The 21,093-nt window shown below is 41.4% G+C and carries 19 protein-coding genes and 1 rRNA gene; 10 read left to right on the top strand and 10 right to left on the bottom strand.

Annotated elements, in window-relative coordinates; translation table 11 throughout:
• Positions 1-319 (bottom strand): 16S ribosomal RNA (locus tag H6G92_RS26250); the annotation flags it as partial.
• 313 nt (positions 320-632) lie between these two features.
• Between H6G92_RS26250 and nadC the strand changes: the two genes are divergently transcribed.
• Complete coding sequence (gene nadC, locus H6G92_RS26245) at positions 633-1,499, top strand: carboxylating nicotinate-nucleotide diphosphorylase (protein ID WP_190897314.1); 867 nt, start codon at positions 633-635, stop codon at positions 1,497-1,499.
• 122 nt (positions 1,500-1,621) lie between these two features.
• On the opposite strand, the gene H6G92_RS26240 is transcribed toward nadC, so the two are convergent.
• The 3 genes from H6G92_RS26240 to H6G92_RS26230 form a co-directional block, all read right to left on the bottom strand.
• A complete protein-coding gene (locus H6G92_RS26240; RefSeq protein WP_190897312.1) occupies positions 1,622-4,315 on the bottom strand; it encodes a PAS domain S-box protein in 2,694 nt (897 codons plus the stop codon).
• 511 nt (positions 4,316-4,826) lie between these two features.
• Positions 4,827-6,002, bottom strand: a complete 1,176-nt coding sequence (locus H6G92_RS26235; RefSeq protein ID WP_190897311.1) for a DNA double-strand break repair nuclease NurA — start codon at positions 6,000-6,002, stop codon at positions 4,827-4,829.
• A 123-nt stretch (positions 6,003-6,125) separates the two neighbouring features.
• Positions 6,126-6,911, bottom strand: a complete 786-nt coding sequence (locus H6G92_RS26230) for an HAD family hydrolase (protein WP_190897309.1) — start codon at positions 6,909-6,911, stop codon at positions 6,126-6,128.
• A 299-nt stretch (positions 6,912-7,210) separates the two neighbouring features.
• On the opposite strand from H6G92_RS26230, the gene H6G92_RS26225 reads away from it, so the two are divergent.
• Entirely contained in the window at positions 7,211-8,935 is a 1,725-nt protein-coding gene (locus H6G92_RS26225) for a peroxidase family protein (RefSeq protein ID WP_190897307.1), read from the top strand.
• A 96-nt stretch (positions 8,936-9,031) separates the two neighbouring features.
• Here the strand turns inward: H6G92_RS26225 and H6G92_RS26220 are convergent, their stop codons facing one another.
• Positions 9,032-9,883, bottom strand: a complete 852-nt coding sequence (locus H6G92_RS26220) for a metal ABC transporter permease (protein WP_190897305.1) — start codon at positions 9,881-9,883, stop codon at positions 9,032-9,034.
• A 32-nt stretch (positions 9,884-9,915) separates the two neighbouring features.
• The gene (locus H6G92_RS26215; protein ID WP_390625507.1) at positions 9,916-10,686 is read right to left on the bottom strand and encodes a metal ABC transporter ATP-binding protein; all 771 of its coding nucleotides are present in this window, start codon (positions 10,684-10,686) and stop codon (positions 9,916-9,918) included.
• Between the two features lie 146 nt (positions 10,687-10,832).
• On the opposite strand from H6G92_RS26215, the gene H6G92_RS26210 reads away from it, so the two are divergent.
• The 7 genes from H6G92_RS26210 to H6G92_RS26180 all read left to right on the top strand — a co-directional run bounded on the left by H6G92_RS26210 (position 10,833) and on the right by H6G92_RS26180 (position 16,742).
• Complete coding sequence (locus H6G92_RS26210; RefSeq protein WP_190897301.1) at positions 10,833-11,849, top strand: metal ABC transporter substrate-binding protein; 1,017 nt, start codon at positions 10,833-10,835, stop codon at positions 11,847-11,849.
• A gap of 140 nt (positions 11,850-11,989) precedes the next feature.
• Positions 11,990-12,325 carry a hypothetical protein gene (locus H6G92_RS26205; RefSeq protein WP_190897299.1) on the top strand — a complete coding sequence of 112 codons (336 nt, stop codon included), beginning with the start codon at positions 11,990-11,992 and terminating at the stop codon, positions 12,323-12,325.
• A 136-nt stretch (positions 12,326-12,461) separates the two neighbouring features.
• Positions 12,462-13,199 (top strand): hypothetical protein, encoded by a 738-nt coding sequence (locus H6G92_RS26200; RefSeq protein ID WP_190897297.1) that lies wholly within the window; start codon positions 12,462-12,464, stop codon positions 13,197-13,199.
• Between the two features lie 22 nt (positions 13,200-13,221).
• Positions 13,222-13,947, top strand: coding sequence for a carboxylesterase family protein (locus H6G92_RS26195; protein WP_190897295.1), 726 nt, complete (start codon positions 13,222-13,224; stop codon positions 13,945-13,947).
• A gap of 429 nt (positions 13,948-14,376) precedes the next feature.
• Positions 14,377-14,682 (top strand): hypothetical protein, encoded by a 306-nt coding sequence (locus tag H6G92_RS26190; RefSeq protein ID WP_190897293.1) that lies wholly within the window; start codon positions 14,377-14,379, stop codon positions 14,680-14,682.
• Positions 14,683-14,802: 120 nt separating this feature from the next.
• On the top strand, positions 14,803-16,149 hold the full coding sequence (locus tag H6G92_RS26185) for a GTP-binding protein (protein ID WP_190897291.1): 1,347 nt from the start codon (positions 14,803-14,805) through the stop codon (positions 16,147-16,149).
• Between the two features lie 332 nt (positions 16,150-16,481).
• Positions 16,482-16,742 (top strand): Calvin cycle protein CP12, encoded by a 261-nt coding sequence (locus H6G92_RS26180; RefSeq protein WP_190897289.1) that lies wholly within the window; start codon positions 16,482-16,484, stop codon positions 16,740-16,742.
• On the opposite strand, the gene H6G92_RS26175 is transcribed toward H6G92_RS26180, so the two are convergent.
• The 3 genes from H6G92_RS26175 to apcB form a co-directional block, all read right to left on the bottom strand.
• A complete protein-coding gene (locus H6G92_RS26175; protein WP_190897287.1) occupies positions 16,739-17,557 on the bottom strand; it encodes a TlyA family RNA methyltransferase in 819 nt (272 codons plus the stop codon). The genes H6G92_RS26180 and H6G92_RS26175 overlap by 4 nt on opposite strands.
• A complete protein-coding gene (locus H6G92_RS26170) occupies positions 17,558-17,992 on the bottom strand; it encodes a DUF29 family protein (protein WP_190897285.1) in 435 nt (144 codons plus the stop codon). It lies immediately after the preceding gene.
• Positions 17,993-18,290: 298 nt separating this feature from the next.
• A complete protein-coding gene (gene apcB / locus H6G92_RS26165) occupies positions 18,291-18,800 on the bottom strand; it encodes an allophycocyanin subunit beta (protein WP_190897283.1) in 510 nt (169 codons plus the stop codon).
• 358 nt (positions 18,801-19,158) lie between these two features.
• Here apcB and glnA point away from each other — a divergent pair, with 358 nt between their 5' ends.
• Complete coding sequence (gene glnA / locus H6G92_RS26160; protein WP_190897281.1) at positions 19,159-20,580, top strand: type I glutamate--ammonia ligase; 1,422 nt, start codon at positions 19,159-19,161, stop codon at positions 20,578-20,580.
• 122 nt (positions 20,581-20,702) lie between these two features.
• Here glnA and H6G92_RS26155 read toward each other — a convergent pair whose 3' ends face one another.
• A complete protein-coding gene (locus H6G92_RS26155) occupies positions 20,703-20,903 on the bottom strand; it encodes a hypothetical protein (protein WP_012411649.1) in 201 nt (66 codons plus the stop codon).
• Between the last annotated feature and the right edge of the window lie 190 nt (positions 20,904-21,093).

Genomic DNA, 21,093 nt, shown 5'->3' with positions numbered 1-21,093 from the left:
GCCTCCCGTAGGAGTCTGGGCCGTGTCTCAGTCCCAGTGTGGCTGATCGTCCTCTCAGACCAGCTACTGATCGTCGCCTAGGTGCGCCTTTACCACACCTACTAGCTAATCAGACGCGAGCTCATCTTCAGGCAGTTAACCTTTCACCTCTCGGCACATCCGGTATTAGCCACCGTTTCCAGTGGTTGTCCCAGACCTAAAGCCAGATTCTCACGCGTTACTCACCCGTCCGCCACTGTGTCCGAAGACACCGTTCGACTTGCATGTGTTAAGCATACCGCCAGCGTTCATCCTGAGCCAGGATCAAACTCTCCGTTTTGATGTGGAAAGCTTTATTAGCTCATTTAGCTGCTCTTTTTTAACTTCAGCTTAGTTATCTTTATTTTCTTGACGCAGACCACTTGCTGTATAGTGGCTTTCAAACTATAATATTTTCAAGGTTCAGTTCACCTGATAACGTCGCGTTTTCGCTCTCCGCTTCAGGCACTTATTCAATATAGCGAACCCAACTCTTTGTGTCAACTATTTTTTCCAATTTATTTTGGATGGCTTCTGTGTCACTATCAAAGCCTTAGAGAGTAAGAGTTTTAGGCTATAGTATTCCTGAAAGTCACTAAGGAAGCAATAAAGTTGTGAGGAATTCTGGTGTTTTGCCGCCCTGGCTGGTTTTAGATCCACTGTTGCGTGGCTGGTTGATGGAGGATATTGGCAGGGGTGATCGCACAACAAATACACTACTAGTAGAAGATGTGACGCTAGGCTCTGCTAAATGGATCGCTAAAGCTTCAGGGATAATTGCTGGCTTGCCAGTTGCTGCTAGAGTGTTTCAGATTTTGAATGAAAAAGTCAGCTTTGTGGCGGTTGCGGCTGAAGGTGCATGGTGTGAGCCGGGACAGGTAGTAGCTGAAATTTATGGTTCGCTGGATGCGCTGCTGATGGGGGAACGAGTTGCGCTCAATTTGGCTATGCGCTTGAGTGGGATTGCGACGCTGACTAATATATATGTAGAGAAAATTGCTGATTTACCTGCTCAGTTGGTGGATACGCGTAAAACTACACCAGGGCTGAGACTGTTGGAAAAGTACGCGACTGCTTTGGGTGGAGCGATTAATCACCGCATGGGGTTGGATGATGCAGTGATGATTAAGGATAATCACATTGCGGCGGTTGGGGGAATTGGAGAAGCTGTTACCCGTATTCGTTCTCAGATTCCCTATCCCTTGACTATAGAGGTTGAGACGGAAAGTTTAGAGCAGGTGAAAGAAGCTTTGCGGCACAAGGTTGACATTATTATGTTGGACAATATGCCTTTGGATATGATGGGTCAGGCGGTGCAGTTGATTCGCCAGCAGGATAGGCGAGTGAAAATTGAAGCTTCGGGGAATGTGACTTTGGAAACGATTCGCGGTGTAGCAGAAACGGGTGTTGACTATATTTCTAGTAGTGCGCCGATTACTCAGTCGAAGTGGTTGGATTTGAGTATGAGGATTGTACTTTAAATAAATAAGCCGAATAATTCCGCCGCAAAGTTGGTGTAATCTCTCATTTTTTGAGGTTCCCAGTCTAAAACAATGCAAGCAAAGTCGCCAGACTTTTTCTGCGGGGCTTATTAAATTCCTGTTTAAATTGGAATTTCAATCCAGAATTCTGTACCTTTTCCTGGTTCTGATAGACAATTCAAAATTCCACCATGTTTTTCTACTACAATTTGGTAGCTAATTGATAGCCCTAGTCCTGTTCCCTTACCCACTGGTTTTGTCGTGAAGAAGGGATCGAATAACCGTTTTCTAACGTCTTCCTCCATTCCTAATCCGTTGTCAGTAATTCGAATGACCACAAATTTCCTGTCTAAAATTTCAGTACGAATTATAATTTGCGGTTTATCAGTTGTTTTTAACTTGACCATTGACTCTTCTAAAGCATCGATTGCATTTGTCAAAATATTCATAAATACTTGATTAAGCTGCCCAGGATAGCAATCAACTAAGGGTAAATTGCCGTATTTTTTAACAATAGATATATCTAGCCCAATACCATTATTTTTCCAACGGTGATGCAAAATTAATAGTGTATTTTCAATTCCTTCATGAATATCAACTAGTTTTTTATCTGCTTCATCGTGACGGGAAAAATTTCGCAATCCCAAAACAATTTCACGGATACGATTAGTACCCATATTCATTGAAGACAGGAGTTTAGAAAGATCATCGGTAATAAATCCTAAATCAATTTTTTCAGCAAAATCTTGAATTTCTGCTTGGGGGGTGGGATAGTGTTGCTGATAAAGGTGCAATAGGCTTAACATCTCTTGAAAGTATTCGTTAGCATAGGTTAAGTTGCCGTGAATAAAATTAACAGGATTGTTGATTTCATGGGCAACTCCAGCTACTAATTGTCCCAAGCTAGACATTTTTTCATTCTGGATCAGTTGAGATTGAGTTTGCTGCAATTTATGCAAGGTTTCGGTGAGTTTTTCGGCTTGAGTTTGAGCAGCTAAAGTAGCAGAGCGACTTTGGGTATAAAGTTGTGCATGATCGATAGCGATCGCTAGTTGATCGCAAACAGCTTGTAGCAGGCTAATTTCACTGTTAGTCCAAATGCGACCGCCACTACAATGACTGCACACAATTGCCCCAATTTCCCCGGAATTACTCTTAACTGGTAGCAGTAGTTGAGATGTGATGCCAAATTCAGTTAAAAGTTCTTGCAAATCATGATCGAGATGTGACTTGCTCTTAATATCGTTTATACAAATTAGCTCTTGAGAGAGAAGTCTTTTGGTTAAAAAAGCACTTTTTTGCAGTGGAATACTGCCTAACATGGTTGGTAAGTTAGGGTTTCGCGCTTCATAACTAATAGTGAGGCTTGGCTGGGATGGGTGCGATAAGTAAGAAAGAAAGTAGCACCGATCAATTTGTAATAAGCTACGAATTTCATTGACCGCAGTTTCTAGGATCATATCTAGGTCAAGAGAACTGCGGATTTGACTAGCTAGACGTAGTAATAAGGCTTCCCGACGGCTGAGGAGTTCTTCTCGCGCCAAGATGCGGTCAATAGCTACAGCAATATTATTAGCAATCCAATTTAATAGGTTATGAGTTGGTTCGGTAAATAATTGCTTGCTGAATAAAGCTATTATGCCGATTAGCTGCTGCTCTACTATCAGGGGATAAGCAGAAAATCTAACAATTGAGAATGTAGAATCGAGAAATTTTTCGGCATTATTGATTGATAACTGTTCGTTAACAATAGGTTGATGATTTTGAGTCATTAAGCCAATAATATTATTAGCTACAACCATGTGATTTGGGAAATCTTGTGTATCGCTCAAAGCACTGCAAGTAACATCTGTACAATGAACACCAGCCTGTAATTGTAGCTGGTTTGTCTGTCGTTCAAATGTCCAGATACAAACAAAGGCAATATCAAGATATTGGGAAATAGTATTTGTACAGTTTTGCAGAATTTCTGCAAGTGTGCCACTTTGAGATAAGGCTAAACTGACTTCTGCACTCAAAACTGATAAGCGCGATCGCTCCAATAAAGCTAACTCTGAGAGCTTACGTTGTGTAATATCTGTACGAATTGATACATGTTGATAGGGTTTTCCATCTGGGTTCAACATTGGGGCGATCAAAGTATCCACCCAATAAAAACTGCCATCCTTGGCTTTATTTTTAATTTCTCCTTTCCATATTTTTGCTTGGGCAATAGTTTTCCATAGATTTGCAAAAAATTCTTTTGTATGATGTCCAGAATTGATAATACGATGATCTTGCCCTATAAGTTCTTCTCTAGAATATTTAGAAATTTCACAAAATTGGTCATTGACATAGGTTATTTTTCCAGTTTTATCAGTAATAGCTACCAGTGAATGGGCATTTAAGGCAAATTTAAAAGCTTCTAGTTCTTGGATAGACTTTTGTAACTCTATCTCATTCTGTTTATTAAGAGTAATGTCACGAGCTACTGCATAAATCAACTTTTCTTCGCTGAAGCCAGTTGCATTCCATGAGAGCCATTTGTAAGAACCATCCCTACAAAGATAGCGGTTTTCAAAGCTGATTGCATCTACAGAATGTGTAATTTTTTGGGCTGCAACAATAGTGGATTCACGGTCATCAGGGTGAACAAATTCGATAAAGGGTTTGCTAATGAGTTGTTGTTCAGACCAACCTAGCGTTTTTGTCCATTTTGGGTTTAGATACTTAAAATAACCGTCAAAATTAGCAATACACAATAAATCTATAGAAAGTGAGAAAAATCGAGAGTATTTTTCTTCAGATTGTTTGTATCCAGATTTTACTAGTTTCATCAATTGTATAGATATCAAACTTTTTTGGTTATAGATAAGATAAGTTAATACGCTTTTCGGAAATTTAATAACCATCTCAATGGGATATCATCGAGCAAGAAACTACCTAATATGAGTTCCCATGCAGACTGTTTATTTTACGAATAAATACGTAAAAAATGTGATAGCAGAGGCAAAAATTGTCTAGTAGTTTTACTGGAAAACTTAGCTAGTTATTGACTTAATTCCCTACTAAATAAAGGTTTCCCAAAAAAGGTGTAAAGTAAACATTTATATTTTGAATTAAAGATAAGAAGTGTTACGTAAGAGCAACAACTTTTATTTAACAGCATCAATCCTTTAATCTGCTTAAGATGGTTTTCCAGGGTATCGTGCTTTGCTATCTCTAGCTTGGCTAACGTGTCAGCGCTATTAACAGGACAAATGTAAACACTATGAATTGGGATGGTTGCGATCGCCAATTTCAAGGCCCGTGTATTCAAACGATAACCGTAGAGCACTCTGGAAATTCCTAAGCAATACTGCCCCGCTTTCTGGCTTCTTTATAGGAAGTTCCCACATTTTTCAGACCAGCTTTAATCATTTGTTGTTCGAGGAGGGCAAAAAAACGTGCTCTATCACCACCCTTTACGACTGCTTGATTATGGGCTTCTGCGATCGCTACAGGGTAGCCATATCCTTTTTGGACTTGTGCTAGCATTAGCCCCAATGCTTGGTCTAACATGGTTGCATTCTCTGCTACCCATGCCGGAACTTCGATTCGGGCAATTTCAGTGCCAACGTGGACGTAGCAAAAGTAAATAGTTTGGTCTCCGTAGAGTTCGAGAATGGGGGAATTACTGCGCCAAAGGGTGCTGCGTTGTCCTGGTTTGAGTCGAGTTGCCCAAACAGAAGTATCTCGCAACTGTTCAAAAATTTTACAAGCTACTTTTTCTAGCTGGTTTGGGCAATAAGTTTTACAGTCTGGCACTGGATGAGGACAAGCTAACAACCGCAAAAAGTTCATTGTTTCGATGCTACGAGAGGCACTAAGATAGCCCATCAAAGGAATTTGAGCCTCACGCATCTGCTGCCAAGCTTCCAGGATAGGGGGTAAAATGCGATCGCGTGCATCCACTGGCAACTGTTCTAAAAACCAGTAAACTAGGGAACCATCTACCATCGCCAATGCTGGTGCTTCTCCTTTTGCTGCACAGGCAAGTTCTGCCAATACCGTTGTTTCTGAAGCAGTGCGACGGAAACTCATCCATTCTTCGGTTCTAATTCCCCACTGCCGAGACATGTATAAATCTTCCGGGCGATAAAATACCTCTGGCAAACTATCGAGTAACGGATGGCGATTTTGTCCGTAGTGTAAAACTACTCTGCCAATATTTAGGAGATAGCAGTAAGCAATTTCATGATGGTTAGGGGCAATTTGTGAACCATCGGTAGCAATGACAGTATGGATTTTTGGAGGAACTGGGATATCGATGCAGGTTTCTAGCGGCTCAATTGGGGTAGCATTAGCAAAGAGAATGCGATCGCGCCATTTTTCTTGGCGATCGATTAAATCTTGTTGAGACTCGTAAGCATTTTTGAGATGTTGTTGCGCCAATTCTAAACGCTGGCGACTGGCAGCAGCTTCTAAGGTAAGATGCTGACTTAAACCCTGCATCTGTCGGGCCAGTTTTGTCAGGTCAAGCATAGGATTTTAAATTTAATATTAAGATAAAATTGCAAATTTCGGCGTTTAAATCTCACACAAAGACGCAAAGATAACCTCTGCGTCTTTGTACTTCTATGCCTGGCGTGAGATTATCTTTATTTTTCAATGCCAAGCAGAGAAATCTTTGGCAAACTGAGACAGTGATACCAGATGAATTCGTGGATCATTTTGGGCGGCTTCCCGTTCTGCTTGGGTATTATAACCCCAGTCAGCAAGAAAGAGTTTCACATTTTCAAGGTCTGATTGCTGTTGGACTAACTGCAAAGTCTTGAGTCTATCTTCTACAAACCAAAGACTAACTTGGTTATCTCCTGCTGCCTGAATTAATTCTCGCAGAATTTCATATTTAGGACGCTTGACTTCTTTACCAAAAATTGCTGCTGGTGCTAAGTTCACTCCTTCTTGTTGCAACAACTGCTGTACAAAACGCCCTTCTTTAGTTGTCACAATATATAGCTTAACCCCACTGTCAAGAGTTAATTTGATTTTTTCTATGACACCTGGATAAAATCTATGCAGACTTAGCCAACCGTCCAAATCGGTGGTAATCCATTCATCCCGTTGTTTATCTAGCTTTGCACCAATTTCTCTTGCTTGTATCTTGTCAGTTAACAAAAGTTGTGGGGCGATGCTTACCCATTCATGAAGAATTTTTTCATCAGGAATTCCATCTACCAACGCTTTGATTAAAACAGGCATTTCCCAACCTGTTTCAATTACAGGTCGTAGGCGATAGAATCTCAACGCTAAATCATCTGGTGGTGCATCGTTAGCAGGAGACCAAATTTCACAGTAGGTACGCCATGCTACCTCAAAATATTCAATTAGTCCATCGCAAATGACTCCATCAAAGTCTAGGGCTAAAATTGTGGGACTACCTGCTGTCATTGTTTTGAGGATGAAACTGCTGTTGCCAGCTTAACTGAACTAGCAATGATTTGTTGTATCAGAACTGTAAGCAGGAAAAATAGTCTGGATGATTGCAGGCAATCGCTCTACCACTCTTAAGTGAGTAACTCTTGATCGCATTCATGATTCCAAATTGCCTCGACCTTTTGCTTGCCAATGGTACCCCTGCGGGTACTATTACTTTGATAATCCGCAATGTCATTATTTAAATTCAGATTTCTCAGTGGAACTCCACTGACATATCAGAGGGAATTACCGGACTCCTAAAGGAAAAAACGATGCAAAATCTCCCTTTTGAATTTAGCCACGGCGGATATATCAAGGAAGAGACTGTGCAACAGAGAATAGCCTTACGTCCGCCAACGACTGAGGCGATTGATGTGGAGACAGATTTCGATTATCTCTTCCCAGATATTGCCAGAGATCCAAATAGTCTGCTTCCGGCAGACAATAACCAAGATATTATTAAAAAACTCAAAGAGCTAGGCGATGCAATAATTGACAGAGAAGGCCCTGAGCTTGAGGACGCTAACTCAAAAATACCTCCGGTTTATACTTACTGGGGACAATTTATCGATCATGATATTACTGCCAACACTGATCGGGCTGTTACAGACCTCCAAACTGATATTACCAAAGACGATTTCAAGCCTCTGTCACCCGATTTCATAACCGATAAACTCAAGAATCTGCGTCGTCCCACTTTCGATCTTGACAGTGTTTATGGTGACGGGCCAACTCTAGACCCTAAAAACCCCACGGAAGCAAAAGACTTTTATCAAGAAGACGACCCAGTAAAACTGAAAGTTGGGCAAAACGCTGAACAAAATGCTAACGGCGACCCGATTCCTGGTGCCAAAATTCCGCCAGAAAACGATTTATCGCGCGACCTGCCACGTAATAACAGAATAGCTGCGATCGCCGACAGTCGCAACGACGAAAATCTGATTGTGGCACAGTTCCACACTGCCTTTCTGCGTTTCCACAACGCAGTAGTTGACTGGGTAAGGAAGAACGAACCGAAGAATGCCAAAGACAATAAAAAATTATTTGTTCGGGCGCAGACTCTAGTTCGTTGGCACTACCAGTGGCTTGTCGTCAATGATTTCCTTAAAACAGTGACTGCAAAAGGGACAGTAGATAGCATCCTCCGCGATGGGCTGAAATTCTACCATCCCCGGCATGGAAATCTTTTCATGCCTCTAGAATTTTCCGTTGCAGCTTACCGTTTTGGACACAGTATGGTGCGGGCTGCTTATGACTACAACCGCAATTTTACAGACCAACCGGGAGCGCTGACAGATGCAACGTTTGTTTTACTTTTTGCTTTTACGGGAAAACGTGATATAGGCGGCCCGCCAGGCCCTGGCCCATCCAATACTCTACCTTTTAACTGGATTATTGAGTGGGATCGCTTTGTTGACAAAGAAAGCGCTGCCAAAAGGCAGAGAAATTCTGCACGAAAAATCGACACGCATCTTGCATTTCCTTTGTCAGAACTACTTAATGAAGGCAATGATGCACAACCTCCTATTCAACAACTTCTGAAGCACCTTGCTAAACGGAACCTCTTACGTGGATATTTCCTCAGCATTCCCACCGGACAGAGCCTAGCTAAAAAACTAGGTATCAAAAAACTGACAGTGGAGGAACTTAAACAAGGTAATTCAGCAGAATTGAATCAAGCCCTCGAACCTTTCCTAGAAAAGACTCCAGCGTGGTATTACGTCCTCAAGGAATCCGAAGTTCGTGCAAAGGGTGACTCTTTGGGCGAAGTTGGTAGCCGCATTGTTGCTGAAACCATCATCGGCTTAATTAAGAACGACCGATCTTCCTACCTCAATGAGCGTGAGCATGGGCATGACCATGAGCACGAATTTGCTCACAAGTATGATCGGGTTTGGAACCCCTCCAAAGGTGTCAAGCTAGCAAATGGTGGTGAAATTCGTGTGATTAGTGATTTCCTGAAGTTTGCCGGAGTGCTGCCAGCATCGTCTTGTTAAGTACTGAATAACGCAGCGCCTCATAGTTAGCAAATGTGTGTAGAGACTTTCCAATACAAAGTCTCTACACGCCGAAAAATCACTGTAATTCAAAGATTATGGTGTGAGCTTTCTGTTGCTCAAAGTAAAAATACCGTATCTAGGACTGAATAATAACGCCAAAATAAAGAATCCCGATACTACTAAAACGATCGCAGGGCCAGAGGGCAAGTTATAAAAGTAGCTGAGGTACATCCCGCTAATACTAGAAATTACGCCAATTACCGCCCCCAAAATCATTACATAGTTGAGACGTTTAACTAATAAATAGGCGGTTGCTCCTGGTGTAATCAAAAGTGATAATACTAAAATTACACCTACAGCTTTCATGCTGGCGACTATTGTTAAAGCTATTAGCACCATAAGCCCAAAGTTCAGCCGATTGACGGGCAAACCTGCGGCTTGAGCGCCTAAAGGATCAAAGGTGTAAAATAAAAGTTCTTTATATAATAAAACAACAACTATTAAAACAATAGCGGCAATAATAGCAGTATCGCGCACTTCATCAATGGTGACGCCGAGAATATTACCAAAAAGGAAGTGATTTAAGTCTATTTTGTTATCTTTTTGAATAACAGTAATTAGGGTAATGCCCAGGGCAAAGAATGCTGAAAATACTATGCCCATTGCCGCATCTTCTTTGATTGGCGATCGCACTCTAATCCAAGCGATCGCCATTGTACTCAAAACTCCGGCAATAAATGCCCCAACATATATATTTGCTCCTACCATAAAAGCGATCGCTAGTCCAGGCAAAACTGAGTGACTAATAGCATCACCCAGCAATGCTAGTCGTTGCACCATCAAGTAGCTGCCTACAACTGCACACAACATCCCAACTAAAATCGCAATCACGAGCGATCGCTGCATAAAGCCATACTGCAACGGCTCAATTAATGCTTGTAACATAAAAATGTCTTAAATTACGAATTACGAATTATTTATGCAGCATCCGAAAAGTACATTACTTTACCGCTATAAGCACGATGTACATTCTCTTCTGTGAGTACTTGTTGCCGTGAACCTGTGGCGATTAATTCACGATTTAATAATATTAAGTCATCGAAGTGAGCGATTGATTCCCCTAAGTCATGGTTGACTACTAGCACGATTTTGTTATCGGCGGCGAGTTCATGGAACACTTCAAAAATCACTGACTGGGTTTTTTGATCAATACCTACTAGAGGTTCATCAAAGCAGAAGATTTCTGCTTGCTGTGTTAAAGCACGGGCTAAAAATACCCGTTGTTGTTGTCCTCCTGATAATTGTCCAATGGGGCGATCGCAATATTCGCTCATTCCAACTCTTTCTATGGCATTTTTTGCTACTTGGCGACTAACTGCCGAGAAGCTACGCAACCAGCCTGTTTTCTTTACTCGTCCCATCATGACTACATCCCAGACGGTGGCGGGGTAAGTCCAGTCAATTTGGCTACGTTGTGGTACATAAGCAACTTTCTCTAGTTGTTGCATCAAGGGTTTGCCTTGGCATAGCACCGTACCACTACTGACAGGAACCAAGCCTAACATTGCTTTCATCAGCGTACTTTTACCGGCACCGTTGGGGCCAAAAATACCCGTCAGTTTTCCAGGTTTGACGATACAGTTAACGTCCCTTAAGGCTTCTTGTGTCCGGTAGTATACCCCTAGATGGGCAACGCTAATTGCTGCTTTGGAACTCATATCAAAAGCTTTAATAGTTTTTGCAGGCATTTCCTCTATTTTTGTCTGGGATAAGCGAGATTTTGCAGGAAAAGAGACGTTTTTCATAATCTAGTTTAAATATTTATTTCTTGAGCTTACTATAAAAATGAGAGAAATATGAAAAAATCTATAATTAGATGTAATATCCAAGATAAATGAAACTAATACTAGAGATAGACACCACTAATCCTTACGGCAAGGAAATAATCAGCAGGATGAAGGGAAAAATTCTTTTCCGGCTTTGTTTGGGAATACTTATGCCTTTGGCATTACTCAGTTGTACCCAGAAAGACTCTAACTTCAACACTGCCAAGGGAGATAAGCCGCGAGTAGTTGCAACTAGTACCATCATTGCTGATTTGGCACAAGAGGTTGCAGGAGATGAAATTCAACTAAGTGCAATCTTGAAACCGGGTACTGATCCTCATGTTTACGAACCAGTACCAGCAGACAGTAGAGTTTTGGAAGAAGCTGACTTGATTTTATATAACGGCTACAACCTGGAACCTGGGCTGATTAAATTAATGAATGCTTCTGGTGGTAAGGCGCAAAAATTAGCTGTGGGGGAAGCTGTCAAATCTTTGCAGCTTGATAAAGGTAAAGGAGAAGTTGTGCCAGATCCGCACGTTTGGGGTAGTGCAGAAAATGCGATCGCAATGACGAATGCGATTCGGGATGGGTTGATTGAGTTATCACCTGAAGATAGAGAAAAATTTACTCAAAAGGCATCGCAACTTACTAATGAATTAAAACAGTTGCATAGCTGGATAAATCAACAGATTCAAACTATCCCCACAGATAAGCGGAAACTAGTGACAACCCATGATGCATTCCAATATTATGGACGTGCTTATGGGATTGCGATCGCAGGTACTTTAATTGGCATTAGTACCGAAGAACAACCAAGCGCTCAAACAGTCCAGCGATTGGTAGAGTCAATTAAAAAAATCGGTGTTTCTGCAATTTTTGCTGAGACTACAATTAACCCCGCTTTAATTAAAACTGTTGCCCAAGAAGCAGGGGTGAAATTAGCGCCAAATCAACTCTATTCTGATTCAATTGGTGCCAAGGTAAGTCCAGGAGATTCTTACATCAAAATGATGGAGGCGAATACCCGCACAATTGTAGAAGCATTGGGGGGAAAATATACGCCATTTCAACTAAAGAAGTAAATTCATCAGAATTAATATCTAACCTAAGACATGTTTTGCTCAAATCTCTTCTCAAAGTCTCTCCAGAGAAAGAACTATTTGTAACTTCGATTTTCTACAGTGTTATTAGTAAAGCTACATTGTTGAATACCTGAAAAACCATGACTGATAAAAATCAAGAAAATCAAATTAATCAACCAGTAAGTGAAGATACACATTTACGAGAAGAACCGAACGTCAAAGAAAGAAACTTAACAGCGAATCCAGGAGATAGAATCGCTGATGAGTCTCAATCTATTGAAGAAAAGGCTCAACAGGTAGCTGTGGATGATGTACCAGACATTACAGGCGACAAGATTACAGTCCCAACTTATTTCGTTGTAGATGAACCCGACGGCGAAAAGAAAGCACTCCACCACGTTAAAGATGCTGAAGAGATTTCTGACGTAATTCGGCAAGCACGAGTTGACGAAAATGGAAATCGAATTTGGTGGTAGCCCTTCTGGTAGCCCTTCATTGAATCGAAATGGGGACACGGAGAGTTCTTTGCGTCCCCGTATCTGTCTTTTTTGAGCAAGTTAGTCTATTTAGTGAAGCAAACAAAATCTGGAAATTCTGCCAGGATGGATGGTGATGGCAAATGTCACAACTACCAAAGAGTTGAAATATTGGAGTACGCCAGAAATTAAAAATAAAATTTTAGAACTTGTTAAGGGCCACAATGCAGAGCCGTTAAAAGTTAAAGTAGAATTTTATAAAAATGAATTAGCACCATATTTTACAGAGTTGAGCAGACGTAACCAGTTTGATAAGGTTGCAGAGCAAGTGGCGATCGTCACGGGAGTATGGGTGCCAATATGGTCTACAATACCTTATCAAGATATTTTACTTGGTAGGATACACGATCAGTCTTACCAAATTTTTCATAATGATGGTTACTATGCAAATATTGCCCGTTATGCACCAGGATATCAGTCTGGTTTTTGGCAAAAATTTGTATCAAGACTACCAGCTTATGACTTAATGGTGTTGCAAAGATATTCAGTTCAAGATGATCAATGGGATATTAAAAATGTTGGTATATTCCAGGCATTGAAGAATAGAGAGATTCCATTGACAATTGACGATGCAGACGAATGGTTTACGACAATTGTCGAATCGAAATTTAAGGAAGCAACACCAAATATAGACTTACAGCAAGAACTCAAATTAAAAGATATGGACAGAAATACTGTCAAAAAATTTGAAAAAGCTTACCTAGCTACTTCTTTTTTAGAGCATATATATATAGATAATGACTTTCGGTTAGTTAAGAGTCAACGAGAAGCAACACAGCGGCCAAGTTATACCATTGCTGTTCGCAAACGTTGAACTAACAAAATTTTTTAATGCTATGCCACCACTACAACGACAAGTTACTTCTAGCGACAGCTATAACTACCTGCTATTCTTGCCCGGTGGGGTACATCCAGACGGAGGCGATGGCGTTCCGCCCACCGTAGGCGATGTCTACGACGGGCTACGCCTACGCAACGAAACACAAGAGCTACTTTTGCCAACGATCCTGTTTTTACATGGCGCAGGTGAGAGAGGTTCTAACTTAGATAATGTGAAAAGGCACGGTGTCGCCAAGATTGTAGAACAACAGCCGGATTTCCCCTTTATTGTCATTTCACCCCAATGTCCGCAGGGTGAATATTGGAATGTAAAGCGATTAGGTATCCTTCTGGATGAGGTTATTGCATCCTATCCTGTTGATCCAAATCGAGTTTACCTAACCGGCTTGAGCATGGGTGGTTACGGAACATGGCATTTAGCAGCAGTTCAGCCAGAACGTTTTGCTGCGATCGCGCCTATCTGTGGCGGTGGTAATCCACAAGCAGCACGTAAACTGAAAAATCTTCCTGTGTGGGCGTTTCACGGAGCCAAAGATAATGTAGTTCCCTTAAGTGAGTCAGAAATCATGGTTTCTGCACTCAAAGTCCATAACGGGAATGTAAAATTTACAGTTTACCCAGAAGCCAATCACGACTCGTGGACGCAGACATATAATAATCCAGAGTTGTATGAGTGGTTTTTACGGCATCAGCGACAGAAGGCTGTAAATAAAAGCTCTTAAACAATATTTAGTTTAATTAACTGAAAAAATCTTCATAGCCGACGATCGCAGATGCACCCCTTTGTGCTGCTTCGGATCTATCGTCTCTAGCGATCGCAATAAAACGAAGCAGCATCGTTACTGGAAAGCTGTGAGTTAAATTTGCCAGAATTTACGCAAGGTAGATTGCTACAACTTCAACATATTTTCATGAAAAATAGTTTTTAGCGCCCAAATATTAAAACTTTTAAGAAGTCGTCACTTGCACATTTGACATCAGAATATATAGCTTCAATAATGTTTTTACGTAAAAATCCATACTCGTATAAGAATCCTATTTGATTTTTGCTAAATATACTGAGAGTTAAAACCCCGGCTAGCTCTCAGTCAGCTTGGCTTTTATAAATCAAATGAGATTGCTATATCAATTGGCATTAATAGGGTTGCATTATGCTTTTTTTAAATTCACCAACTAGCTTAAAAACTAGCCAAAAAAACAATAGAATATGCAGAAGTTTTTGGACTCATAGTAACATTGTGCTGCTCACTGGATATTTAATCACTTTACCGATTTGTACATTATTAACTTTATCCTTATTATTGCCCTTATTAACTGCTAGCTTATTCGCTCCCATTGGAACCTCGCACCACTCTACATCGATTCCTTGGATAGATGATGCATCTGAATGTGAACATACTGGCAGAAACTGGCGCGATCGCAAGTGTTGGGATCATCAACATAATCCCATGTACTAAAATGACATACAAACTCTTTTGACAATTGCCTAATTTGACAAAACAGGCAAACAGCCGAGGAATTAGATCAAAATGGATATGTAGCCTGTTGTTTGTCCAACCTTGAATCAACCTAACTTCGTGCGCAATCTGCAAGAAACTCATTTAAATCGTGCCCGCGCCAGTCTCAGACAAGCGCTGTCTTGGTATGGATATCTTCGCAAGTCAGGGCAGTTGTCATCTAACCCAGAATTAGTAGGTTTGATGAAACCAGAATTGGAAGCTTTGAATTCCACACTAAACAAACTGGATTCTAACGTCATTAGAATTGCCGCTTTTGGCTTGGTGAGTCGGGGAAAGTCAGCAGTTTTAAATGCCTTGCTGGGAGATAAGATTCTGCAAACTGGGCCTCTGAACGGTGTCACTCAATGGCCCCGTTCCGTCCGTTGGCAGCCAGGAGGTAAGGTACTAGTAGAGTTAATTGATACCCCAGGATTAGATGAAATTGAGGGTGAGTCACGGGCGGACATGGCACGAGAAGTCGTGCATCAGGCTGATTTGATTTTGTTTGTTGTGTCTGGTGATATCACGCGCACTGAGTATCAAGCACTCCTGGAATTAAGGCAAGCACAAAAACCTCTGATTTTGGTGTTTAACAAAATTGACCTTTACCCAGATACAGACCAGGGAGCAATTTATCAAAATTTGCAACAACTGGGTGCTGGACATCCTGAAGCAAAACCTCTACTACCGGATGAAATTGTGATGGTGGCGGCGGAACCAGCACCAATGGAAGTACGGGTTGAATGGGCTGATGGGCGTGTTAGTTATGAATGGGAGACACCACCGCCACAAGTAGACGAACTCAAGGAGACAATTCTGAATATTCTCAATCGAGAAGGGCGATCGCTGCTGGCTTTAAATGCACTCATTCAAGCACGGGATGCAGAAGCCGCGATCGCTCAAAAAACCATCGACTTACGCGAACAAGAAGCTGAAAATATCATTTGGCAATTTACCAAATACAAAGCTTTGGCAGTAATGCTCAATCCCATCGCTTTCTTAGATATTCTTGGCGGGACTGTCGCCGATTTGGCTTTAATTCGCGCTCTAGCTAGATTGTATGGTTTGCCGATGACTAGCTACGAAGCCGGGAAAATTTTAAAAACGATTTTATTTAGTTCTGGTGGCTTGCTACTGGGAGAATTAGGTAGCAGTTTGTTTTTGGGTTTAGGTAAAAGTACGGCTGCAATAACTAGTGGTGACAATCCCAGCAATATTACTGCCTTTGCTGGCAGTGCGATCGCTCAAGCTGGTATCGCTGGTTATGGTGCATACTCCGTTGGCAAAGCCGCTCAGGTGTATCTCGAAAAAGGCTGCACTTGGGGACAGTTGGGCGCTAGCAGCGTCATTCAAGAAATTCTCTCTCAAGTTGACCAAAATACAATTCTGTATCGCTTGCGACAAGAGTTAGGCATAAAATATTGAGAATAAATAAAAATTGTTTCCCTTTTGTTGCCGTTTATAAGTGATTATCAACTTCTATCAAACTCTTCTGACAATTGACTGACATTCCGAATTTGGAATGCAAGACTGAAAAGATGACCACCTCTACTAGTGATTCCAATTAGTGGAATTCCCTTAGCTTTTTAAATCAAAAGTGACAAGAGGGCAATTCCCACTCAAATTACCTAAAAAGATGACGGTGTTTACCACCACCTCTTATGGTCAGCCTATCTAAACTGGAAATGTGAGGTTCCTGGGGTCATTGAAAGCTCACAGTGAATATCTATACTCTGTAAATTAAAGGTAAAAGTATCATGACAACTACCCTAAACTCATTTGAAACTGCTGGGGCGACAAATCTTGAAGAAGCTATTACTGAAGCCATTACTGAAGCCCGGACAACTTGTGAGCTAAATGGCAGTGATTCTGCTGGTTGTGCCGTAGCCTGGGATATTGTGGAAGAATTACAAGCTGAAAAAGCTGATCAACAGCAAGCAAAATCAAAGAAAACCTCTTTGGATAATTATTGCGATCGCCATCCAGATTCCGTAGAATGTCTAATTTATGACGTTTAACTTTTCCGTAAATCAGTTGTTGCTGACTGCGTTATTTGCTTAATTGCTTCTAAATCAGGTAGTGGTGTTTCACTTTCCATTCCTAACCACAAAAGATATTCAATATTCCCAGCCGGGCCAGTGATCGGCGACCAAGTTAAGCCTTTGTATTTCCATCCTAATTGGTGCGCTGCTTGCAACACCTGGAAAATGGCATCAGCTTGGTCGTTTGGATCACGCACAACGCCTTTTTTACCCACACGGGATCTGCCAACTTCAAACTGCGGCTTGACTAACAACACAGCTTCCCGGTTAGCTTGAGTTAGTTGCCATAAAGCAGGCAGAATCTTGGTTAAAGAAATAAACGATACATCGACCACCGCCAAATCAGGAATCGGGTCATTTTCACCATATAGCTCATCTGGTCGTAGTTGCCGTAAATTGGTGCGTTCCCGCAAAATCACTCGCGAATCATTTCGTAACCGCCAGTCAACTTGCCCGTAACCGACATCAATACCGTAAACTTGTTTGGCTCCAGCTTGTAAGAGGCAATCAGTAAAACCACCAGTAGAAATTCCACCATCTAAACAAATCCGTTCTGCTACGGGAATGGCAAATACTGACAAAGCTTTAGAGAGTTTTTCACCGCCTCTAGAAACAAAAGGCGATCGCTCTTTAATATTTATTTGAGCAGCAATATCAACTTCTGTACCAGGTTTATCAACTAACTGCTGATTAACAGTAACTTCCCCCGCCTGAATTAACCGCTGTGCCAAGGCACGAGAAGAACATAAATTTAACTCTACTAATAGTGTATCGAGTCGCTGTTTAGCCAATTAATTAGACTCTCCTGGTAAGATTAAAGCCAAAGCACGATTGATAATTTCTTCTTGATTAACCAGCTTTTCTAATTCTTGTGCTTCATAACGACCTTCTTCTACTTCAAGGGAAGCCTGATCAATGGCATTTAAATAAGCTTCTGCTAAAATTTCTAATAATTCTTCTGGTGTAAGATAATAGCCTCCAGCTTTGCAACGCTTGTTTTCGCGCTGAATTTCCCGAACCGAATTCCGAATAGAGACTTCCCAAGAGCGAGTCGTGCGATTTTCAGCTTGTTGTTTAATCAGATGCAACAGCAAAATCACTGCATAGCTACGAATCGTCTTGATGATATCATTTCGGCTCATTTCCTCTAATTCTTCAACTATAATCAATGCTCCTTGAACATCGCCCTTAACAAGCAAGTCTTTCAGAGTTAATAATTCTTCCATAATCAGCGCCTCAAACATCGGCAACTTCTATTGTGGCTTATAGCGGTTCTAGTCTAGATAAGATAGGCTAATGCGTTTCATCTAGGAGCGATCGCAAGATAGTTCCAAAAACACAGCTTTAATTTAGCAAAGTTATTTGACAGAGGCGCGATGTTACCATCTGGCGGCGAAAACTTAAATAAAGCCCTTTTCAAAGCCTAGTAGGGTTCATAAAATAGCGATCGCTCTTTTCCCAACACAGACAAAAGTGCGATCGCTATTTATATATATCGGGGCAGACACCTTGCCCACTTAAAATCTAAATATCCTGCTCGCTCAACTCACGTGTGATGTGATCGAATGGTTCATCCACAAAAGCAGTATTAACCACACCTGCTGCTGCTACTTGCTCCTTAATCAGATCCTTGAGAATCTGGATACCGCGAACCGTAGGCCCAATAGGTACTCCTAAAGAATTGTAAGTTTCTCGTAGCCCTTGTAGCACTCGTTCATCCAACACATTTGTATTTCCTGCAACTAGCGCATAGGTGGCGTAGCGCAGATAGTACTCCATATCCCGCAGACAAGCTGCATAACGACGAGTTGTATAAGCATTTCCACCAGGGCGAATCAATTCTGGCAGTTCTTCAAATAACCTCAAACCAGCTTGCTTGACAAGTGCAGCCGCATTAGAATTTATCGCCGCCGCCGCTTGTACTCGTGCTGTACCACTGTCAAAGTAAGACTTCAGGCTATCGATCGCATTCCGGTCAAAATACCGACCAGCTAAGTCATAATTCTTAATTAAACTTGTTACCGCATCGCGCATTCCTTCTTCTCCCAATCATTACTATTTATGGTTTGATATTTATTTGGCTGCACTTATGCACCAGTAAATTTTTGTGCTATTAAAAATAGATTCGGCACAAAAACAATTTATCCACTATCTATGGATTCTATGCCAAAGTTGACCCCTATATGATGAACTTTCCAGTTTTGTACAGATGATCCCTGAAAGGTTAATATAACCTGATAATCCAGATATCTGTAGCACAAACTACAAAATCAGCTAATGTCTAGTATTTAAGATATTTCTGGTGTGTCACGGTCTGATTGAGATCAGCAGGGTTAGGATGCAATGTAAGATTCTGGGTTTACTTTAGGAAATTGGTAGAGAAGGAGTAACAATGACAACACCACAAGAACTCTTGAAGAAAATTCAAGATGAAAAAATTCAGCTGATTGATCTCAAATTCATCGATACAGTAGGGACTTGGCAGCACCTCACACTGTACCAAAATCAAATCGATGAGACTGCATTCACTGATGGCGTAGCTTTTGACGGTTCCAGCATTCGGGGTTGGAAAGCGATCAACGAATCGGACATGACGATGGTACTCGACCCCAACACTGCTTGGATCGACCCATTTATGGAAGTCCCCACACTAAGTATAATTTGTAGTATTAAAGACCCCCGCACGGGTGAACCGTACAACCGTTGCCCACGCGTTATTGCCCAAAAAGCAATAGATTACCTGGTTTCCAGTGGTCTTGGTGATACAGCCTTCTTTGGCCCTGAAGCTGAGTTCTTTATCTTTGATAGTGCTAGGTTTGCCCAAACTGCTAACGAAGGCTATTACTTCTTAGACTCCGAAGAAGGTGCTTGGAATTCCGGTAAAGCCGGTACAGATGAAAAACCCAACTTGGGTTACAAACCACGCTTCAAAGAAGGTTATTTCCCAGTTTCACCAACGGATTCTTTCCAAGATATCCGTACAGAGATGCTGTTGACAATGGCAGAATTAGGTGTGCCCATTGAAAAGCATCACCACGAAGTTGCTACTGGTGGTCAGTGCGAACTAGGTTTTCGTTTTGGTAAATTGATCGAAGCGGCTGACTGGTTGATGATTTACAAATATGTCATCAAGAACGTTGCCAAGAAATACGGCAAAACTGTCACCTTCATGCCAAAACCGATTTTTGGCGATAACGGTTCGGGAATGCACTGTCACCAGTCTATTTGGAAGGATGGCAAACCTCTGTTTGCAGGTGATAAGTATGCTGGTTTGAGCGATATGGCGTTGTACTACATTGGTGGTCTTCTCAAACACGCACCAGCGCTCTTGGCAATTACCAATCCTAGTACCAACTCATACAAGCGCTTAGTACCTGGTTATGAAGCTCCTGTTAACTTGGCTTACTCCGAAGGGAACCGTTCTGCTTCTATCCGTATTCCTCTATCTGGTAAGAACCCCAAAGCCAAGCGTTTAGAATTCCGTTGTCCAGATGCTACATCTAATCCCTACTTGGCATTTGCTGCAATGCTTTGTGCTGGTATCGATGGCATCAAGAACAAAATACATCCTGGTGAACCCTTAGATAAGAATATCTATGAACTCTCTCCAGAGGAGCTTGCAAAGGTTCCCTCAACTCCAAGTTCTTTAGAACTGGCATTGCAAGCACTAGAAAACGATCACGGTTTCTTGACAGAATCAGGCGTATTCACGGAAGACTTTATCGAAAATTGGATTGACTACAAGCTTAACGAAGCCAAGCAGTTGCAGCTGCGTCCTCATCCCTACGAGTTTTACCTCTACTACGATGCTTAATGAAGAGTCGTATCTAAGTAAAAAGTAATAAGTTTTGCCACCCTAAAGTAGAGGGTGGCTTTTTTTCCAGACTTGTCAGTTGAGACATTCAATCAAAAAATCCAACTTATGACTCCTGAAACTTAGCTCATAGAAGCATGGCTGGGGCCATAAATCATCCGACTGCTAGCATCTACCTTCCCTTGAATTGGGTTCCAGTAGTGAGATACTTCTTCAGGAAGACCAAGTTCTTGTGCCGCACGCATCAGCATTGATTGTTGGCGATTCTTGACTTGTTGATGTTCACGCACCATTAATGCACGAGATTTATCTGCAATAGACATAACCATAGTCCTCTCTATTTCGTGAATATATATTTTTTTGTTCTTTCTATAAACTACTATAACAAAAATTCTGTAACATAGGCTACTTTTTAAATAAATTTACATTTGCTTTTGTTGACAATATCAGATATTTTTTCCCAAAGCTGGAAAAATCTTCCCTAATCTACCTTTAATGGCTAAAAACATCTGA

Source organism: Nostoc foliaceum FACHB-393 (assembly GCF_014698505.1).
GTDB lineage: Bacteria > Cyanobacteriota > Cyanobacteriia > Cyanobacteriales > Nostocaceae > Nostoc > Nostoc foliaceum_A.
Note: the sequence above shows the minus strand (reverse complement) of the source record. Positions and strands in the feature narration are given on the sequence as shown.

What these genes read in the sequence shown, in the direction of transcription:
- H6G92_RS26240 (WP_190897312.1), bottom strand. Translation starts at nt 4,315, where the DNA reads ATGAAACTAGTAAAATCTGGATACAAACAATCTGAAGAAAAATACTCT.
- H6G92_RS26235 (WP_190897311.1), bottom strand. Translation starts at nt 6,002, where the DNA reads ATGCTTGACCTGACAAAACTGGCCCGACAGATGCAGGGTTTAAGTCAG.
- H6G92_RS26230 (WP_190897309.1), bottom strand. Translation starts at nt 6,911, where the DNA reads ATGACAGCAGGTAGTCCCACAATTTTAGCCCTAGACTTTGATGGAGTC.
- H6G92_RS26225 (WP_190897307.1), top strand. Translation starts at nt 7,211, where the DNA reads ATGCAAAATCTCCCTTTTGAATTTAGCCACGGCGGATATATCAAGGAA.
- H6G92_RS26220 (WP_190897305.1), bottom strand. Translation starts at nt 9,883, where the DNA reads ATGTTACAAGCATTAATTGAGCCGTTGCAGTATGGCTTTATGCAGCGA.
- H6G92_RS26215 (WP_390625507.1), bottom strand. Translation starts at nt 10,686, where the DNA reads ATGCCTGCAAAAACTATTAAAGCTTTTGATATGAGTTCCAAAGCAGCA.
- H6G92_RS26210 (WP_190897301.1), top strand. Translation starts at nt 10,833, where the DNA reads ATGAAACTAATACTAGAGATAGACACCACTAATCCTTACGGCAAGGAA.
- H6G92_RS26205 (WP_190897299.1), top strand. Translation starts at nt 11,990, where the DNA reads ATGACTGATAAAAATCAAGAAAATCAAATTAATCAACCAGTAAGTGAA.
- H6G92_RS26200 (WP_190897297.1), top strand. Translation starts at nt 12,462, where the DNA reads ATGGCAAATGTCACAACTACCAAAGAGTTGAAATATTGGAGTACGCCA.
- H6G92_RS26195 (WP_190897295.1), top strand. Translation starts at nt 13,222, where the DNA reads ATGCCACCACTACAACGACAAGTTACTTCTAGCGACAGCTATAACTAC.
- H6G92_RS26190 (WP_190897293.1), top strand. Translation starts at nt 14,377, where the DNA reads ATGCTTTTTTTAAATTCACCAACTAGCTTAAAAACTAGCCAAAAAAAC.
- H6G92_RS26180 (WP_190897289.1), top strand. Translation starts at nt 16,482, where the DNA reads ATGACAACTACCCTAAACTCATTTGAAACTGCTGGGGCGACAAATCTT.
- H6G92_RS26170 (WP_190897285.1), bottom strand. Translation starts at nt 17,992, where the DNA reads ATGGAAGAATTATTAACTCTGAAAGACTTGCTTGTTAAGGGCGATGTT.
- apcB (WP_190897283.1), bottom strand. Translation starts at nt 18,800, where the DNA reads ATGCGCGATGCGGTAACAAGTTTAATTAAGAATTATGACTTAGCTGGT.
- glnA (WP_190897281.1), top strand. Translation starts at nt 19,159, where the DNA reads ATGACAACACCACAAGAACTCTTGAAGAAAATTCAAGATGAAAAAATT.
- H6G92_RS26155 (WP_012411649.1), bottom strand. Translation starts at nt 20,903, where the DNA reads ATGTCTATTGCAGATAAATCTCGTGCATTAATGGTGCGTGAACATCAA.